We start from the raw sequence: 15560 nt of genomic DNA, 5'->3' as shown, positions 1-15560 counted from the left end.
TTCCGGATGCACCCATGCCGCACACACCTTCTTTTACCCTCCCTGCCGTTCGCGCGGAAGTCTCCTCTTTATGGAAACTGGCCTGGCCCATTCTGATCGGCCAGCTGGCCACCGTGGGCATGGGCGCAGCCGATGTGGCCATGACGGGCCATACCAATCCCGAAGAGCTGGCGGCGGTGTCGCTGGGCGCGGCCATCTGGTCGATCGTGCTGGTCACGGTCAGCGGCATCATGATGTCGGTCAATACGCTGGTGGCGCATGAAATCGGCGCGGCGCGTCATGACCGCGTGCCCCATATCGTGCGCCAGTCGTTGTGGAAGGCGCTGCTGATCGGCCTGGTCGCCTGCGTGCTGACCAATATCGCCGCGCTGGTGTTCGACCATCTGATGCTCGAACCTGCCGTAGCGGCCAAGGCCAAGCTGTTCGTGCACATTATCAGCGCCGCGCTGCCGGCCTTTACCACCTACCGCGCGCTGTACGGCTACAGCACCAGCATCAACCAGACCAAGCCGGTGATGGTGATTGCGCTGGCGGCGCTGGCGCTCAACATCTTTATCAACTATCTGCTGATCTACGGCCACTGGGGCATGCCGCGCCTGGGCGGCATCGGCTGTGCGGTGGCCACCACCTGCTGCGTGTGGATGATGCTGGCGGCGATGGTGCTGTGGATACGGCGTGCCCCCGCCTACCGCGCGACCTTCCCGTTCGGCCAGTGGGAAGCGCCGCAGTGGGCCAGCATCGCGCCGATGCTGCGCCTGGGCCTGCCGATCGGCGTGACTTATTTTGCCGAAGTCAGTGCGTTCGGCGTGATCAGCCTGCTGGTGGCGCGCTTTGGCGTGGTGCAGGTTTCGGCGCACCAGATCGCGCTCAATTTTTCCTCGGTGGTGTTCATGGTGCCGCTGACGTTCGGCATTGCACTGGTCACGCGCGTGGGCCATGCGGTGGGCGAGGCCGACCTGCACCGCGCACGCTTTATTTCGTGGGTGGGCGTGGCCATGTCGCTCGCTGCCGCCGTGGCCTCGGCCATCTTTATCACGCTGTTTCGCCACCAGATTGCCGCGGGGTACACGTCCGATCCGCAGGTGCAGGCGCTGTGCGCGCAGCTGCTGCTGTTTGCCGCGCTGTTCCAGTTGTCGGATGCGACTCAGGTGGCCACCTCGAGCGCGATACGCGGCTACAAAGTCACGCGCCAGCCGATGCTGATCCAGCTGCTGGCGTTCTGGGGCTTTTCGCTGCCGATCGGCTATGTGCTGGGCCTGGCGCCACAAGGCTTTGCCTGGTCGCCGCCAGCGCCGATGGGCGCGGCCGGCTTCTGGATCGGCCTGGTGACCGGCCTGACGGTGGCGGCCGTACTGTTGACGTGGTATCTGAACCGGCTGTCGCTGCGACGCCTGCACGGCTGACAAAGCATCAGCCATGCAGGCCGATGGCCGAAGGAAAGCCGGCAATTTGCCCGGTATTCCGTGGTTCAGCCTATCGCATTAATGCCGGTGCTCTGGTATCGTCTGTTGCCCTCCTCATCTGGCTGGGCATCCCTTTACCATCACCGAGACATCCATGCGTTTTCTTCTCTGTTTCCTGGCCGCGATGGCCAGCGTTCCCGCATCGGCTGAAAAGCTGACGCTCGAACGCATCCATGCCGATCCGGCGCTGGCCGGCCCCGGCGTGCGCAATCTGAAAGTGTCGCCCGATGGCGAACGCGTCACGTTCTTGCGCGGCCGCGCCGACAACCAGTTCCAGCTCGACCTATGGGAATTCAAGCTCAAGGACAAGAGCACGCATCGCCTGATCGACTCCAAGGCGCTGGTGCCCAACGAAGTCATCTCGCCGGAAGAGCAGGCGCGCCGCGAACGCGAGCGCACGGCCAGCCTGAACGGCATTCTCAATTACAGCTGGTCGCCGGACGGCAAGCAGCTGCTGGTGCCGCTGGGCGGCAATCTATACCTGGTCGATGCAGCCCACCCTGACAAGGCGCGCCTGGTCGCCAAGGGCAATGTGCTCGATCCGAAGATTTCGCCCAAGGGCCGCTATGTGTCCTTCGTGCGCGACCAGAATATCGTCGTGCTGGACCTCAAATCAGGCCAGGAGCGCCAGCTGACCAGCGACGGCAAGGGCACCATCCATAACGGCGAAGCCGAATTCGTGGCGCAGGAAGAAATGGGCCAGCGCACCGGCTACTACTGGGCGCCCGACGACTCGGCGATTGCCTACAAGCGCTATGACGAAGCACCGGTGCCGGTGGTGCGCCGCTTTGAAATTTTTGCCGACCGCACCGACGTGGTCGAGCAGCGCTACCCGGCTGCCGGCGACCCGAACGTGCTGGTGCAGCTGCGCATCGTGTCTCCCGAAACCGGCGCGCAGCGCGAGGTGAGTCTGGGCAGCAATCCCGATATCTACCTGGTGCGCGCCGACTGGAGCGCGGACAGCAAATCGCTGCTGTACCAGCGCCAGTCGCGCGACCAGAAAACGCTGGAACTGGTGGCCGTCGACGCGGCCACGCTGGCGCAGCGCACGGTGCTGACGGAATCATCGAAAACCTGGGTCAGCATCCATGACGACCTGCGCTTCCTCGCCGATGGCAAATCGTTCCTCTGGTCGTCCGAACGCACAGGCCGCAACCACCTGTACCTGTATAGCCTGGACGGCACGCTGCGCCACGCCATCAGCAGCGGCGAGTGGGGCATCGACAATGTGCTGGCGGTCAACGAAAAAACCGGCAAGGTCTATGTGTCGTCCAACCGCGATGCGGTGATCGACAAGCAGACCTACGCGCTGGCGCTCGACGGCAGCACGGCCGACAAACCGCAGCGCGTAACCAAAGCCGACGGCTGGCACGACACCACTTTTGCCCGCAACGGCGCGGTGTTTGTCGACACGTTTTCCGATCCGGCCACGCCACCACAGGTCAGCATCCGCCGCCCGGACGGCAGCATGGTCGGCTGGCTGGAAGAAAACGCACTGAACGAAACGCACCCGTACGCGAAATACAAGGCCGATCACCTGCCGACCGAATACGGCAGCATGCTGTCCAACGATGGGCAGAAGCTGTACTACTCGCTGGTCAAACCATCGAACTTCAATCCGTCCAAACGCTATCCGGTGTTCCTGTCGACCTATGGCGGTCCGCACTCGCAGCACGTGGCGCGCCGCTGGGGCAACAACTTCGACCAATACATGGCGCAGCAGGGCTTTGTGGTGTTCCGCCTCGATAACCGTGGCTCGTCGCGCCGCGAACGCGCCTTTACCGACGCGATTTACCATAACCTGGGTGCGACCGAAGTGAACGACCAACTGACCGGCATCGACTGGCTGGCCAAACAGAGCTTTGTCGATCCGAAGCGTATCGGCGTATTCGGCTGGAGCTATGGCGGTTTCATGAGCCTGCGCCTGCTGTCGGCTGCATCAGACAAGATCGCCATGGGTGTGTCGGTAGCGCCAGTGACCGACTGGTCGCTGTACGACACCCACTACACCGAACAGTTCCTCGGCATGCCGAAAGAAAACGTCGATGGCTACCAGCAAAGCACGGTGTTTGCGCACCTGGACGGTTTGCGCTCGCCACTGCTGCTGATCCATGGCATGGCCGATGACAATGTGCTGTTTACCAATACCACGCGCCTGATCGACGCGCTGGTCAACCGCGGCGTGCAATTCGATCTGATGACCTACCCCGGCGCCAAGCACGGCATCTCGTCGCGCGCCGGACAGCGCCACGTGTATGCAAAGATCGCGGGCTTCTTCAAGAAGAACCTGATTGACGACGCCGCAAAGTAAACCGCTGCGCCCAATGAAAACCGCCGCCAGTCGCAATGACTGGCGGCGGTTTTTTTATGGCAGCCCGCTCGTCAGCGGGCCACGGCCATTATGGCTTGCGGGTGACGGTTTCAACGGCGTCCTTGACGTCGCCAACCTTCTTCTGCACTTTGCCTTCAGCCTGGTTTGCCAGGCCCTTGGCTTGCTGTTCTTCGCTGCCGACCACTTTACCGGCGGCTTCCTGGATTTTACCGCCGACTTCTTTCAGTTTACCTTCGACTTGATCCTTGTTCATGATGATTTCCTCTCTAGGTTTTTACATCTGATTTGCAGTTCCGCTGTAGTGAAGAACCGCTTCGGGGGTGTCGGACACTGCATGTTGCGTGTCCATGTGCAAATAGTATCCCGAGGCGGCTATCTTCTCTGTACGGTTGCTAACACAAATCCAAAACCCGTCATCATGCACGTCTGGCGTTACTGTTTGCGCCAGACCGTGGCCAGCCACGGCTGCTGTGCGCGCGGCAAACCGGGTGGACGGTAGTAATGATCGAGCAGCACAAAGCCGGCTTGCTGCACCAGTTCGCTCCAGTGCTCAAGGTCATAGTAGCTGCCGTAGCGCGGCCCGTTCCAGCCCTCCTGGTTCTGGCCGCGCGGGTTCGAGCAGAACAGCACGCCGCCCGGTTTCAGGCAGGCATGCAGGGCCGCCAGCACGCCGGCAATCGCGCGGCTGGGCACATGAAACAGCACGGCGTTGGCAAACACGCCGTCGAACTGCTGCGCCGGCAGGTCCAGCGCCAGGAAATCCTGCTGCCAGACGGTGCAGCCGCTCCAGGCGCGCGCCATCTCGACAAAGCGCTCGGAGCCATCGACGCCGACCGGCGCGTGGCCCATGTCGCGCAGCGCCTTCAGGTCGCGCCCCGGCCCGCAGCCGAGGTCAAGGATGGCGAACGGCGCGTGCCGCCCACCCGCTTCGATGGCGTCCAGCAGCGCGCTGATATTCTGGCGCACGTCGTGGTCGCGCGTGCCTTCGAAAAACTGCTCGGCGCTGGCGTTGTAGTGGGCCAGCGTGCGATTGCTGATCGCTTGCAGTGCCTCGTCCGGTTGCTCGCTCATGGCCGCTTACCAGACGCGTACGCGCTCGGCCGGCGCCAGATACGGCTGCTGGCCCGGTTTGACATCAAAAGCCGGGTACCAGCCGTCGAGATTGCGCACGGTGTCGGCGCGATACTGCGCCGGCGCGTGGCCGTCGGTCAGTATCTGCTGGCGCGCTGCCGCCTCGCGCGCCTTGCTGCGCCAGCTGATGCCGTAGCCGGTAAAGAAGTCGCGCTGCGCCTGCAGTTGCTCCGGCTGCGCCTTGCCCTGCTGCGTGAGCATAAAGGCGTCGTAGGCGGCCGACAGGCCGGCCAGGTCGGCCAGGTTCTCGCTGAGCGTCAGCTGGCCATTGACGGCCAGGTCGGGAAACGGCTTGTAGGCCGAGAACTGCGCGACCAGTTGCTTGGATGCGCCCTGGAAATGCGCCAGGTCAGCCGGCGTCCACCAGTCGCGCAGCTTGCCCTGGGCGTCGAACTGCGCGCCCTGGTCATCGAAGCTGTGGCTGATCTCATGGCCGATGGTCGCGCCGATGCCGCCATAGTTGACCGCGTCCGACGCCTGCGGATCGAAAAACGGCGGCTGCAAAATTGCCGCCGGGAAGTTCAGCGCATTTTGCAGCGGCAGGTTGACGGCGTTGACCAGTTGCGCCGGCATCGCCCATTGTTTGCGGTCGACCGGCTGGCGCAGCTTGGCCAGCTCCTGGCGGGTGTGGAACTGTTCGGCGCGCAGCGCATTGCCCAGCGCGTCGCCGCGTACCACCTGCAGGCCTTGGTAGCTGGTCCACTTTTCAGGATAAGCCACGCCCACGTACAGGGTCTTGAGCTTTTCCTGCGCCTGCGCCTTGGTTGCCGGCGCCATCCAGTCGAGCTGGTCGATGCGGCGCGAAAATGCGGTCACGATGTTGCCGACCATCTGCTGCACACGCGCCTTCGACTCGGGCGAGAAATAGCGCTCGACATACAGCTTGCCCACTGCGTCGCTCAGGGCCGCATTGGTGGCGGCCAGCGCGCGCTTGCTGCGCGACGACTGCTGCGGCGTGCCGCTCAGCGCGCTGCCGTAAAAGGCAAAACGCTGGTCGGCAGCGACCTTGGGCAAGGTGGTGCTGAAATGGTTGATGGTGTGGAACGCCAGAAAGTCTTTCCAGGTGGTCAGCGGCACTTTGGCGACCAGCGCGGCGCTGCCGGTCAGCGCACCCGGATGCCAGACGATAAAGTCCTGCTGGGCGGTCAAACCTGCCGACTGGAAGAAGGCCTTCCAGTCCAGCCCTGGCGCCTTGCTGGCAAAGTCCTGCGCGCGCCAGGCGTTATTGCCCTTGGCGACATCGGCCGAATCCTCGCGCGTGGCGTGGCTGGCAGCAATCTGCTGTTCCAGCGCGAAGACGCGCGCGGCGCGCTCTTCAGGCTGGCTGTAGCCGGCCAGTTTCAACATGGCGGCAATATGCGCCTGGTAGCTGGTGCGCAGGCTCTGCATGCGCGGCGAATCGGTCAGGTAGTAGGCGCGGTCGGGCATGCCCAGGCCGCCCTGCAGCAGATAGGCCACGTTGCGGCTGGTGTCGTTCAGGTCCTGCGCAACCCACAGGCCAAACAGGTTTTCGGTAAAGAAGTTGGTGGCGTTGAGCGGATCGACATCGGCGCGCAGGCTCTCGCCCAAGGCGCGCGCCAGGCCGGCCTGGTCATGCAGCTGGTCGATTTTTTTCAGCAGCGGCTTGATCGGCGCCCAGCCTTTGGCTTCGATGGCAGCCTCATCCATGTAGGTGCGGTAGAAGTCGCCGATCTGCGCCGCTTCCGTGCCGGCCACAGCGTTTTTCGGCAGGGCCTCGACCAGCCCCAGGATGCGCGCATTGGTCGCTTCGGCCAGGCTGGCAAACGAACCCCAGCTGCTGCGGTCGGCGGGAATGTCGGTAGTACGCATCCACTCGCCATTGACGTAGCCGTAGAAATCGTCGCCCGGCAAGACCGCAGCCGGCGCCTGGGCCGCCGGTGTGCCACCTGGTTGCGCCTGCACCGGCAGGCTGGCCAGGGTCGCGACGGACAGGGCAGCAATCAACGCAGCGCGCAGCGGCGTCTTGCGCCAGAGGGGACGGGAAACTTGCATGGCGAACCTTTCAGGAACAAACAATGAGATGAACAAAATCATAGCCGGTTTGGAGCAGGCAGCGCTGTGCTTGTGTGGGCCTGCGCAAAAAACTTCAGATTATTTTCATTTATTTTGAAAAAAACCCTAAAGTTCCCCGCCAGGGCGCCGTTAATCAAGACAAGCAGCAGTCCCTTTACTACCGACAGGTGTGCTCATGATCTCCAAAGACGTTCTCTCGATGTACGAAAATATTGCCGACTTGACCAATAAAATGGTGGTGGCCGCTCGTACCAGCAACTGGGATGGTCTGGAGCACCTGGAAAAACAATGCGCCAGCGAGGCCGTTGCCACCGTCGGCGGGTCGGCACCAGCACTGTCAGGTGCCAAGCGCCAGCGCAAGATCGACCTGCTCAAGCAGATCCTGGCCAATGACCGCGAAATTCGCAACATCACCGAACCATGGATGATGCAGCTGTCCAGTGCAATACCAGGCGCACGCGCAGGGCGCTGAGCTTTTCGCCCTGCCCACTTCGGCATACGAGGCGCCTGCGGGCGCTTTTTTTACGCCGCTGCACTTTGCAGCGACCAGAAATGATCAAGGCGAGTCCCAGGTATCCCTGAGCTCGCCTCGCTGCCGGTTGCCTCCGGCGTCCGCGAGCACATTGTCGGCATCGCAGACCGCTTCCAGACCCGGGCGCCAGCCATGCTGTGCGCTACCCCTGCTTGACCGCGCCACACTATCGTTGGTGACTGCGCCAGGCCGGACCTGTTGGTGGAGCAACTCCACGTAAATAAGTATAAAACAAACTTTTAGAATTTTGCAATATGCGCACGACAGGCGTGCGGCAAAATCTTTATCCAGGTCAGTTTGCCGCCAATCTGCTGCGCCTAACGTGAAAACGGCTCCGGCTCCGGCTCCGCTTCTGGCGTCACCATATCTGCCGGCTCGGTCACCATCACCGGCACAGTCTTGCGCCCGAATGGCTTGCGCAGCAGCACCCAGTATTTCGATGGCGCCCGGTTGCCCGCCGCTTGCTTGCGTTTGCGCAGCCACAGCAGCACGGCTGCCAGCACGGCCAGCAGCAAGGCGCCACCGAGCCAGACCCACCAGATGCTACCGGCACTGACGCTGGCGGCCTTTTTTTCCTTGGCAGAAAGCGGCTTGGACCTGGCGTGCGGCTGGGCCGGGTCGGCAGTGGCCGCCGCTGCCGGCGCAGCCAGTGCTTTTTGCAGCGCGCCAACCTTGCCTTCCAATACACCAAGCTTGTCGTTGAGCTCGGCATTTTGCTGATCGAGCGCCACGCATTCGGCGGCCGCCATGCCCGCCGACTGCGGTGCGCAGGAGGCGGCCGGCTTGGCCTGGCGCGCCGACGGTGCGCGCGGCAACGTTACTGGGCGCACGACGGCAGGCTGCACAAAGATGGCAGGCGGGCGCACCATGCCTTCGGCACGCGCCCTGGCGGCCAGCGCCGCCGCGTCAATCGTGCTGGCTGGCCTGGCGGCTGCCACGGGCCTGGCCGGCGCTGGCGACAACGCCGACGCGGGTGCAGGCGCGGGCGCCGGGGGTGCAGGCGGCGCCGGTGTCAGCATCACGGTGGCCAGGCGGATAATCGCGCGGCTGCCGCTGCCCATCTGGAAATACAGGTGTACATGGCCGGCATTGATCGGCTGCTCGGTCGCGAGTTGCAGATAACGGCGCCCATCGCGCTGCACCTGGCTGATCCGCAGGCTTTGCAGCGCCGGGTCCAGCGCTATCCGACCGCTCTGATAGACATCGGGCGAGGCCAGGCGTACCGGCAGGCCATCGACCTCGTCCGGCGCCAGCGCCGTCAGTTCGATCTGCGCCGACAGCGGCTGGCCACTGTGCGAGCTCACCTGAATGTCGCCCAGTTCGGCGGCCAGCGAGCAAGGTGCAGCCAGGCAGGCGGCGATGGTCAAAGGTAAATAGGCACTGCTGCGCATGGATCGGTCGCTTTGCATCGGATAAATGGAAACTCGTCTTTTATTAACGGCAGGAAATGGAAAATCGTTAGGCGCAGCCGCCATCCTGTGCTTTTTTGACAGCTGGAGTACACTGGTCCACCACCATCGATGAAAGGGATGCCATGAGTAGCAGAATCGAACGCGACAGTTTCGGCCCGATCGACGTACCGGCCGACCGGCTATGGGGCGCGCAAACGCAACGTTCGCTGGAGCACTTCCATATTTCCACGGAAAAAATGCCGCCGGAGCTGATTGCCGCGCTGGCCACCGTCAAGCGCGCCGCCGCCCATGTCAACCTGGAACTCGGCCTGCTCAGCGGCACCAAGGCCGTGGCCATTACCCAGGCCGCCGATGAAGTGTTGGCAGGCAAGCATGCGAGCGAGTTCCCGCTGGCCGTGTGGCAGACCGGCTCGGGCACGCAAAGCAATATGAACATGAACGAAGTGCTGGCCAACCGCGGCTCGGAAATGATGGGCGGCCTGCGCGGCGCCGAGCGCCTGCTGCATCCGAACGACGACGTCAACCTGGGCCAGTCGTCCAACGATATTTTCCCCACTGCCATCCATGTGGCCGCTGCGCTGGCGGTGGCCAATACCGTCCTGCCGCCGCTACGCCAGCTGCGCGCCACGCTCGACGCCAAGGCTACCGCCTTTGCCGATATCGTCAAGATCGGCCGCACCCACCTGCAGGACGCTACGCCGCTGACGCTGGGCCAGGAGTTTTCCGGCTATGTGGCCCAGCTCGACTTTGCCGAACACGTGATCAAGGCCGCGCTGCCGCCGCTGCTGCAGCTGGCGGCTGGCGGCACCGCCGTGGGCACGGGCCTGAACGCCCATGCGCGCTTTGCCGACGATATTGCCGCCGAACTGGCGCGCCTGACCGGCCTGCCGTTTGCCAGCGCCAGTAACAAGTTTGCCGCACTGGCTGCGCATGACGCGCTGGTGGCCGCCCATGGCGCACTGAAAACCCTGGCCACGGCGCTGATGAAAATCGCCAACGATGTGCGCTGGATGGCGTCCGGCCCACGCTCGGGCCTTGGCGAGATCACCATCCCGGAAAACGAGCCGGGCAGCTCGATCATGCCGGGCAAGGTCAATCCGACCCAGTGCGAAGCGCTGACCATGCTGTGCTGCCAGGTATTCGGCAACGACGTGGCCATTACGGTAGGCGGCGCCTCGGGCAATTTCGAGCTGAACGTCTTCAAGCCGCTGATTGCCCACAATTTCCTGCAAAGCGCGCGCCTGCTCGGCGACGGCATGCAAAGCTTCGACGAGCATTGCGCGCACGGCATCGAGCCGAACCGCGAGCGCATCGCCGAACTGATGGAGCGTTCGCTGATGCTGGTCACGGCGCTGGCGCCGCATATCGGCTACGACAAGGCAGCGCAGATCGCAAAGCAGGCCCAGCACGAAGGTACCACCCTGAAAGAAGCAGCCTTGAGCCTGGGATTTGTCACGGAAGAACAATTTGCCGAATGGATCGTGCCGCTCGACATGACACGACCAAACCAGAGCTGATCACGCGGCCACAGGGCAGCCGTCACTAGCGTACACTACACGGTTTGGCCCATCGGGGCCGAATCGTGTTCAAGCATAGGACGGCAAAGGAATAGAATGCAAAAAGTAACTTTTGATTTAAGCGGCGAATTCGTCGAACTGAACCAGCTGCTCAAGCTCGTGGGCCTGTGCGACAGCGGCGGCGCCGGCAAGGTGATGGTCGACAGCGGCGTGGTCAAGGTCGACGGCAAGAAGGAATTGCGCAAGACGGCCAAGATCCGCGCCGGCCAGGTGGTCAGCGTTGCTGACGTACGTATTACGGTGCAGGCAGGCGCTTGACGGTCTGACGATGCGTGACGATGCGGTTTGCGCCGCATCAAGCCTGGCGCGCGCTGCATCGCAGGTGTTTCGTCTATTCTTTAGCAATGAAGGAGGATGCCATGGAGACGTCGGGACAAACCGTGCAAGGCCAGGAACGCCTGATCGGCGACTTGCGCCAGGTCATAGAAAACGCCGAAGAATTGCTGCGCAATACCGAAAAATACACCAGCAACCTGTACCAGCACGCGCGCACGCGGCTCGAAGCGGCGTTGGTGGCGGCCACCACCGAACTGGCCCGCTGCGAAGACGAGCAGCTTGAGCGCATGATGCAGGCCACGCTGGCGGCGAACGCCGCGCATGGCGACCTGAGTGGCGAAGCCAGATTGCTGCGCGCGTTCCAGCCCTCGGCAGGCTAGGCGGCCAGCACGCCATGCGCCAGCCACTGCTGCAAGTGGCGGCCCAGGTCAAAATCTTCATCGAGCGCAAACGCGGCGTCCAGCGCCGCGCCAAAACACGCTCCCTGCTGCAATTGTTGCAGCGCTGCGTGGCTGGCCGCATCCAGCTGCAACACCTGCGCCTGCCATTGCGGCCGGCAGACCAGGCAGTGGTCAGGCTGCTGCAACTGCTGCGGAAAGCAGCCGGCCCCCTCCCCTTGTTGCTGATGCGCCTGCCATAGCTGCGCCACCTGCCAGCGCGAAGACAGCAACGTGCAGGCCGGATGCATGGTGAAATACCGTGCTTCCAGCTGCGCCGGCGTCAGCGCCGCCAACGCTTCTGCCGCCAGAGCTGGCGTATCGGGCGCCAGCCAGGCGCAATGCAAGGCCCATTCCAGCCGGGCCATATCGGGCAGATACGACAACTGCGCCGCCGGCGCAAAATCATCGAGGAAAGCGGCAAAGTTCCCGCCAAAACGATTGAGATCGGGCGAATCGGACCGACTATGCCGTCCGTAGGCGCGCGCCAGGCCGCCAAAAAATTCCGCCCCCACCAGCGCCAGCACCACCGGATAAGCATTGGCCAGCGCGCGGTGCCAGGTGGCGTGCAGATTGCCGCGATATAACGCCAGGCGCGCCGGCGCCGCCTTGCCGTACAGGTCAGGCGCTACCGCATCGGGCGCGCTTGGGTCCAGCAGCGCCTGCGCAAACGCCTGCTGGCTGGCGGCCAGCTCGGAGGCATCGGGTAGCGCCGGCACGGCGTGCCAAGGGGCCAGGCACAGTTGCGCCGCGACGCTATCTTGCTGCATGGTGCGCGCACGGTCCGCCTCACCCAGCAGTACTTCCAGCGCCGGCAGGTCGGTATCCCATTCGATCAGCGTGGGCACGCGGCCAAAGCGCTGCAGCGCGGCCTGGTACAGCGCCCATACCGGCTCGGCCACGGCGGCGCCATGGTGATCGATCACCGACAGCGGCGTAACCAGATGGCCGCCCAAGTGCAGCTCGCCCACCGTGTCCACGGCAATCGCCTGCAGCGCGGCGAGCGCCTCCTCGCCATGGTTGCATTGGTTGACATACAGATTATTGATATCGAGCACAATGCCGCAGCCGCTGCGCCGCGCCAGCTCGGCCAGGAACTGCGCCTCGCTCATGGCGTCACCGCAAAAGCGCACATGGGTTGCAACGTTTTCCAGCAAGATAGGCCGCTTGAGCACCTCCTGTACCTGGGCCACCCGCGTGCACAGCAGCGCCAGCGCCACATGATCGAGGCGCAGCGGCAGCAAATCGTTGAGTTGATGCGCTGCCACCGCGCCCCAGCACAGGTGCTCGGACACCAGCGCCGGCTCGATGCGCTCGACAAGCTGGCGCACGCGCTCCAGGTGCTGCGGCGAAAAACCACGCGCCGACCCCAGTCCCAGGCCCACCCCATGCAGGCTCAGCGCATAGTCTTGGCGCACCTGCTGCAGCACCTGCCAGTCGCGCCCAGAGCACGATAGATAGTTTTCAGTATGAACTTCCAGCCAGTCAACGCGCGGCCGTTGCGCCAGGAAATGCTGGTAATGGCCCGCGCGCAGGCCGACGCCGACGCCGGTCAGTGCATGATCCGGTCGCTTCATGGCGTGCAGGAAAGAGCGGCTCAGGACGACTTGGCCGGCGCGGCTTTTTTCGCCGCCTTGATCGGCTTCAGGCTGCCGCCGGCCTGCTCGCAAGTGCCTTTGGGCACATACGCCCATTCGGTCGGCAGCTTGTCGGCCACCGCCTGGCCGGCGCACGAGTGCGCACCATCGGACGAAGCGCAGTCATTCTGGCCGGCTTTCGCCACGCCATAGCACTTTTCCTTGTCGCTGCCGGCCGGTGCATCGTGAGCCGATACAGCAGTAGCAGCAGTGGCGCACAGGCCCGCCAGGGCGGCGGCAACGAGAGCTTGACGTTTATTCATAAAAAATCCTCCAGACAATAGATGCACTGCCACGATGGCGGCGCAGGGAGGGATTTTACTGAAAAGATGGCAGGAGCGTTTTAACGAGCTGCGCGCGCTATTCTGCCGTGACTAAATTACCTGGTCGGGCCGTGATACCGCGAACTTAACGTCACAGCACCACAAGCACACTACTAAAAGTGGGCGCCAGCAGGGGAGTTTCGGGCCAAGCGGGGCTGAAAAATGTCGAGGGCAAGGCGCAGCGACGAAGACAGTACGAATGTACGGCGAGGAGCTGCAACGCCGCCATCGGCATTTTCTCAGCCTCGCGTCTCCGGCCCGCCATTTTAACTTTCAATGCTTGAAAAAACTTAACTTAGCGGGATCACAGTCAGGCCGTGGTATTAATCCGGTTACCCAAATGCGACGGCAAATTCGGCGCCGACGGCACCGGCGGCAGCGCCTCGATCAGGGCAGTGGCGGTCGAGCTCTGGATATCCTGGGCCTTTTTCAGCACGGCCATGCCGACCTCGTTGCGGGTGCCCGTTTCTGCCATCGTGGTTGACAGCTGTGCAATGCTTCCGACGTCCATATGTTCCTCCTGTGGGGTTCATGCAGTTAACGGCAGCTAAAACCCAAACTTTAACCTTCCAGCCGATGCAACAACCAGCTTAGCACCGTCTCGCGCTGATTCAAGTCCAACCAGACAACACCGGCGCGCAGATCGGCTGGCGCCGGCGCATCGGACGCGACCGCAATCACGTGTTCGTCATGCGGGTACAACGGTGCTTGCCCGACCTCGGGACGAAACACTTCGAGCTTGGCGATCGGGTCGGTCTTGAAGCCCTCCACCAGCGTCAGATCGGCCGGCCCCATGCGCGCCAGCTGCTGCGCCAGCGTCGGTTCGGGCGCGCCGCGCAGTTCATGCACAATCGCAAACCGATACGGCGACGCCACCAGCACTTCGGCAGCACCGGCCATGCGCAGGCGCGCGCTGTCCTTTTGCGGCGGCTCGATCACCAGGTCATGGTGGCTGTGCTTGATCAGGTTGACGCGCAGGCCGCGCGCGGCCAGTTGCTTGACCACAAACTCCAGCAAGGTGGTCTTGCCGCTGCCGGAACGGCCGATAACGCCGAGAACCGGATGGGCAGGTATGGCGTGATGCATCGTGGGTTTTCCTTTGAGATTCTGTGAATTAGTAGGGGCTGCGATAGCGATAGCCCTTGAAGCTGAAAATGGCCGCTTTCGGTTGCAGCTTTTCCAGCACCAGGCCGGGCGCCACCTCTTCGCCTTCGTGGCGCAGCACCTTGTCGATCAGCAGCAGGCGGTCGGCCGGATTGCTCGAATACATATAACCGCCCATTACCAAAGGCGGAATCTGGCGCTGTATGGGCTCGGGCAGCTCGCGCAGCGACGGCAGATTGTCGTCGGACGGCGCGGTCACTGGCGCCGGCGTTGCCGCCAGGACCGGGCCAGGCGGTGCAGTGCTGGCCACCGGTGCCGGCACGGGTGCAGGGACCGGTGCCGGTGCGGGCTCAGGCAATGCAGCAACAGGGGGTGGCGCAGGTTCGACCGATGCCGGCGGCACAGCCGCAACGGCCGCAGCAGCTGCCGGTGCCGGCGCCGCGACAGGCGGCTGCAGCGGCACCTGCCAGGGCCGCCATGCCAGCAGCACCAGCGCCAGCACTACGGTCAAGCCGCCCATACCGAGCCACAATGGCAGGCGCGCCACGCCGCCATTGCCCGGCGCCGGCGGCAAAGGCAACTGCGGCGCGTGGATGGTGGGCGTGTCGCCCAGCTGGCGCTCGGCCTGTGATTTTTTCAGTGCTTCCAGAATATACGACATCTTATTTCCCCGCTACCAACGAAGCTGGCGCCGACAGGCGCGGCTCCGTGTTGTTATCCATCAGCATCAAGCGCATAAAGGTCTTGGGCCCGGCCAGGCCATCGGCCTTCAGGTGCTGGCTTTGCTGGAATTGCAGCAGCGTGCGCTGCATGGCCGCATCGAACGGCGCATTGACTGCCGGCAGCGGCACGCCGCGCCATTGCGCCAGGTGCGTCGCCAGCCAGTCGACATCGGCGCCGCGCGCACCAAGCGGCACTTCATCGCGCCAGTGACGCGGCGCACGCCAGAACGTGGTGAAGTCGCTGTCGCTGCGCTGTGCCAACTCGCCCAGCGGCAGGCTGAGCGGCTTGCCGTCGATGACAATATGCGCCTGTTCGCCCTCCACCTTGCTCAGCAGGGCCGATTGGGGCTTGCCGGCCGCATCGTGCAGCGTCAGCAGGGCCGGCCGGTCCAGCACGCGCACTTCGGCCACGCCGCCCCGGCTATGCAGGCAACGCAGGCCGGCGCGCGCCGCCGCCTGGCACACATCGCCCTCGCCTATCTGCTCGCCCCACAGGGCGGCCAGCTGGCGTAGCATGCTGTCGCGGTCAGGCGTGGCGGCCGGCGCCGGTTCGGCTGGCCCTGGCGCAGGCGCTGCTGCA

16 protein-coding genes are annotated in these 15560 nt (G+C 63.8%); 6 read left to right on the top strand and 10 right to left on the bottom strand.

All coding sequences use genetic code 11. The features are described from left to right. The first annotated feature begins 14 nt into the window (after positions 1-14). Complete coding sequence (locus GCM43_RS18020) at positions 15-1403, top strand: MATE family efflux transporter (RefSeq protein WP_152246811.1); 1389 nt, start codon at positions 15-17, stop codon at positions 1401-1403. 154 nt (positions 1404-1557) lie between these two features. Beyond that, positions 1558-3774 (top strand): S9 family peptidase, encoded by a 2217-nt coding sequence (locus GCM43_RS18015; RefSeq protein ID WP_152246809.1) that lies wholly within the window; start codon positions 1558-1560, stop codon positions 3772-3774. A gap of 88 nt (positions 3775-3862) precedes the next feature. On the opposite strand, the gene GCM43_RS18010 is transcribed toward GCM43_RS18015, so the two are convergent. The 3 genes from GCM43_RS18010 to GCM43_RS18000 form a co-directional block, all read right to left on the bottom strand. Then, positions 3863-4048, bottom strand: a complete 186-nt coding sequence (locus GCM43_RS18010) for a CsbD family protein (protein WP_152246807.1) — start codon at positions 4046-4048, stop codon at positions 3863-3865. A gap of 179 nt (positions 4049-4227) precedes the next feature. Further along, a complete protein-coding gene (locus tag GCM43_RS18005; RefSeq protein WP_152246805.1) occupies positions 4228-4866 on the bottom strand; it encodes a class I SAM-dependent methyltransferase in 639 nt (212 codons plus the stop codon). Between the two features lie 6 nt (positions 4867-4872). Beyond that, positions 4873-6939 carry a M13 family metallopeptidase gene (locus tag GCM43_RS18000; protein ID WP_152246804.1) on the bottom strand — a complete coding sequence of 689 codons (2067 nt, stop codon included), beginning with the start codon at positions 6937-6939 and terminating at the stop codon, positions 4873-4875. Positions 6940-7135: 196 nt separating this feature from the next. Here GCM43_RS18000 and GCM43_RS17995 point away from each other — a divergent pair, with 196 nt between their 5' ends. Then, positions 7136-7432: a flagellar protein FliT gene (locus GCM43_RS17995; RefSeq protein ID WP_152246803.1), complete on the top strand. Its 297-nt coding sequence runs from the start codon at positions 7136-7138 to the stop codon at positions 7430-7432. 377 nt (positions 7433-7809) lie between these two features. On the opposite strand, the gene GCM43_RS17990 is transcribed toward GCM43_RS17995, so the two are convergent. Continuing rightward, on the bottom strand, positions 7810-8883 hold the full coding sequence (locus GCM43_RS17990) for a type IV pilus assembly protein FimV (RefSeq protein WP_152246802.1): 1074 nt from the start codon (positions 8881-8883) through the stop codon (positions 7810-7812). 143 nt (positions 8884-9026) lie between these two features. Here GCM43_RS17990 and fumC point away from each other — a divergent pair, with 143 nt between their 5' ends. The 3 genes from fumC to GCM43_RS17975 all read left to right on the top strand — a co-directional run bounded on the left by fumC (position 9027) and on the right by GCM43_RS17975 (position 11137). Beyond that, the gene (gene fumC, locus GCM43_RS17985) at positions 9027-10421 is read left to right on the top strand and encodes a class II fumarate hydratase (protein WP_152246801.1); all 1395 of its coding nucleotides are present in this window, start codon (positions 9027-9029) and stop codon (positions 10419-10421) included. Positions 10422-10517: 96 nt separating this feature from the next. Continuing rightward, positions 10518-10739 carry an RNA-binding S4 domain-containing protein gene (locus GCM43_RS17980; protein ID WP_152246800.1) on the top strand — a complete coding sequence of 74 codons (222 nt, stop codon included), beginning with the start codon at positions 10518-10520 and terminating at the stop codon, positions 10737-10739. 101 nt (positions 10740-10840) lie between these two features. Beyond that, positions 10841-11137 carry a hypothetical protein gene (locus tag GCM43_RS17975; RefSeq protein WP_152246798.1) on the top strand — a complete coding sequence of 99 codons (297 nt, stop codon included), beginning with the start codon at positions 10841-10843 and terminating at the stop codon, positions 11135-11137. Here GCM43_RS17975 and bufB read toward each other — a convergent pair. The 6 genes from bufB to GCM43_RS17945 form a co-directional block, all read right to left on the bottom strand. Next, positions 11134-12771, bottom strand: coding sequence for an MNIO family bufferin maturase (gene bufB / locus GCM43_RS17970; RefSeq protein ID WP_152246796.1), 1638 nt, complete (start codon positions 12769-12771; stop codon positions 11134-11136). The two genes, GCM43_RS17975 and bufB, sit on opposite strands and share 4 nt — an antisense overlap. Before the next feature lie 20 nt (positions 12772-12791). Next, positions 12792-13094, bottom strand: coding sequence for a BufA1 family periplasmic bufferin-type metallophore (locus GCM43_RS17965; protein ID WP_152246794.1), 303 nt, complete (start codon positions 13092-13094; stop codon positions 12792-12794). A gap of 370 nt (positions 13095-13464) precedes the next feature. Further along, on the bottom strand, positions 13465-13665 hold the full coding sequence (locus GCM43_RS17960; RefSeq protein ID WP_152246792.1) for a YjfB family protein: 201 nt from the start codon (positions 13663-13665) through the stop codon (positions 13465-13467). 50 nt (positions 13666-13715) lie between these two features. Beyond that, entirely contained in the window at positions 13716-14240 is a 525-nt protein-coding gene (gene mobB, locus GCM43_RS17955; protein WP_152246790.1) for a molybdopterin-guanine dinucleotide biosynthesis protein B, read from the bottom strand. Positions 14241-14268: 28 nt separating this feature from the next. Beyond that, a complete protein-coding gene (locus GCM43_RS17950; protein WP_152246788.1) occupies positions 14269-14919 on the bottom strand; it encodes a general secretion pathway protein GspB in 651 nt (216 codons plus the stop codon). A 1-nt stretch (position 14920) separates the two neighbouring features. Then, a partial coding sequence (locus GCM43_RS17945; protein WP_193315665.1) for a peptidoglycan-binding protein occupies positions 14921-15560 on the bottom strand: 640 nt, incomplete at its 5' end.

Origin of the sequence: Janthinobacterium aquaticum (assembly GCF_009208565.1) — a bacterium.
In the GTDB taxonomy this organism is placed as follows: Bacteria; Pseudomonadota; Gammaproteobacteria; order Burkholderiales; family Burkholderiaceae_D; genus Janthinobacterium.
Note: the sequence above shows the minus strand (reverse complement) of the source record. Positions and strands in the feature narration are given on the sequence as shown.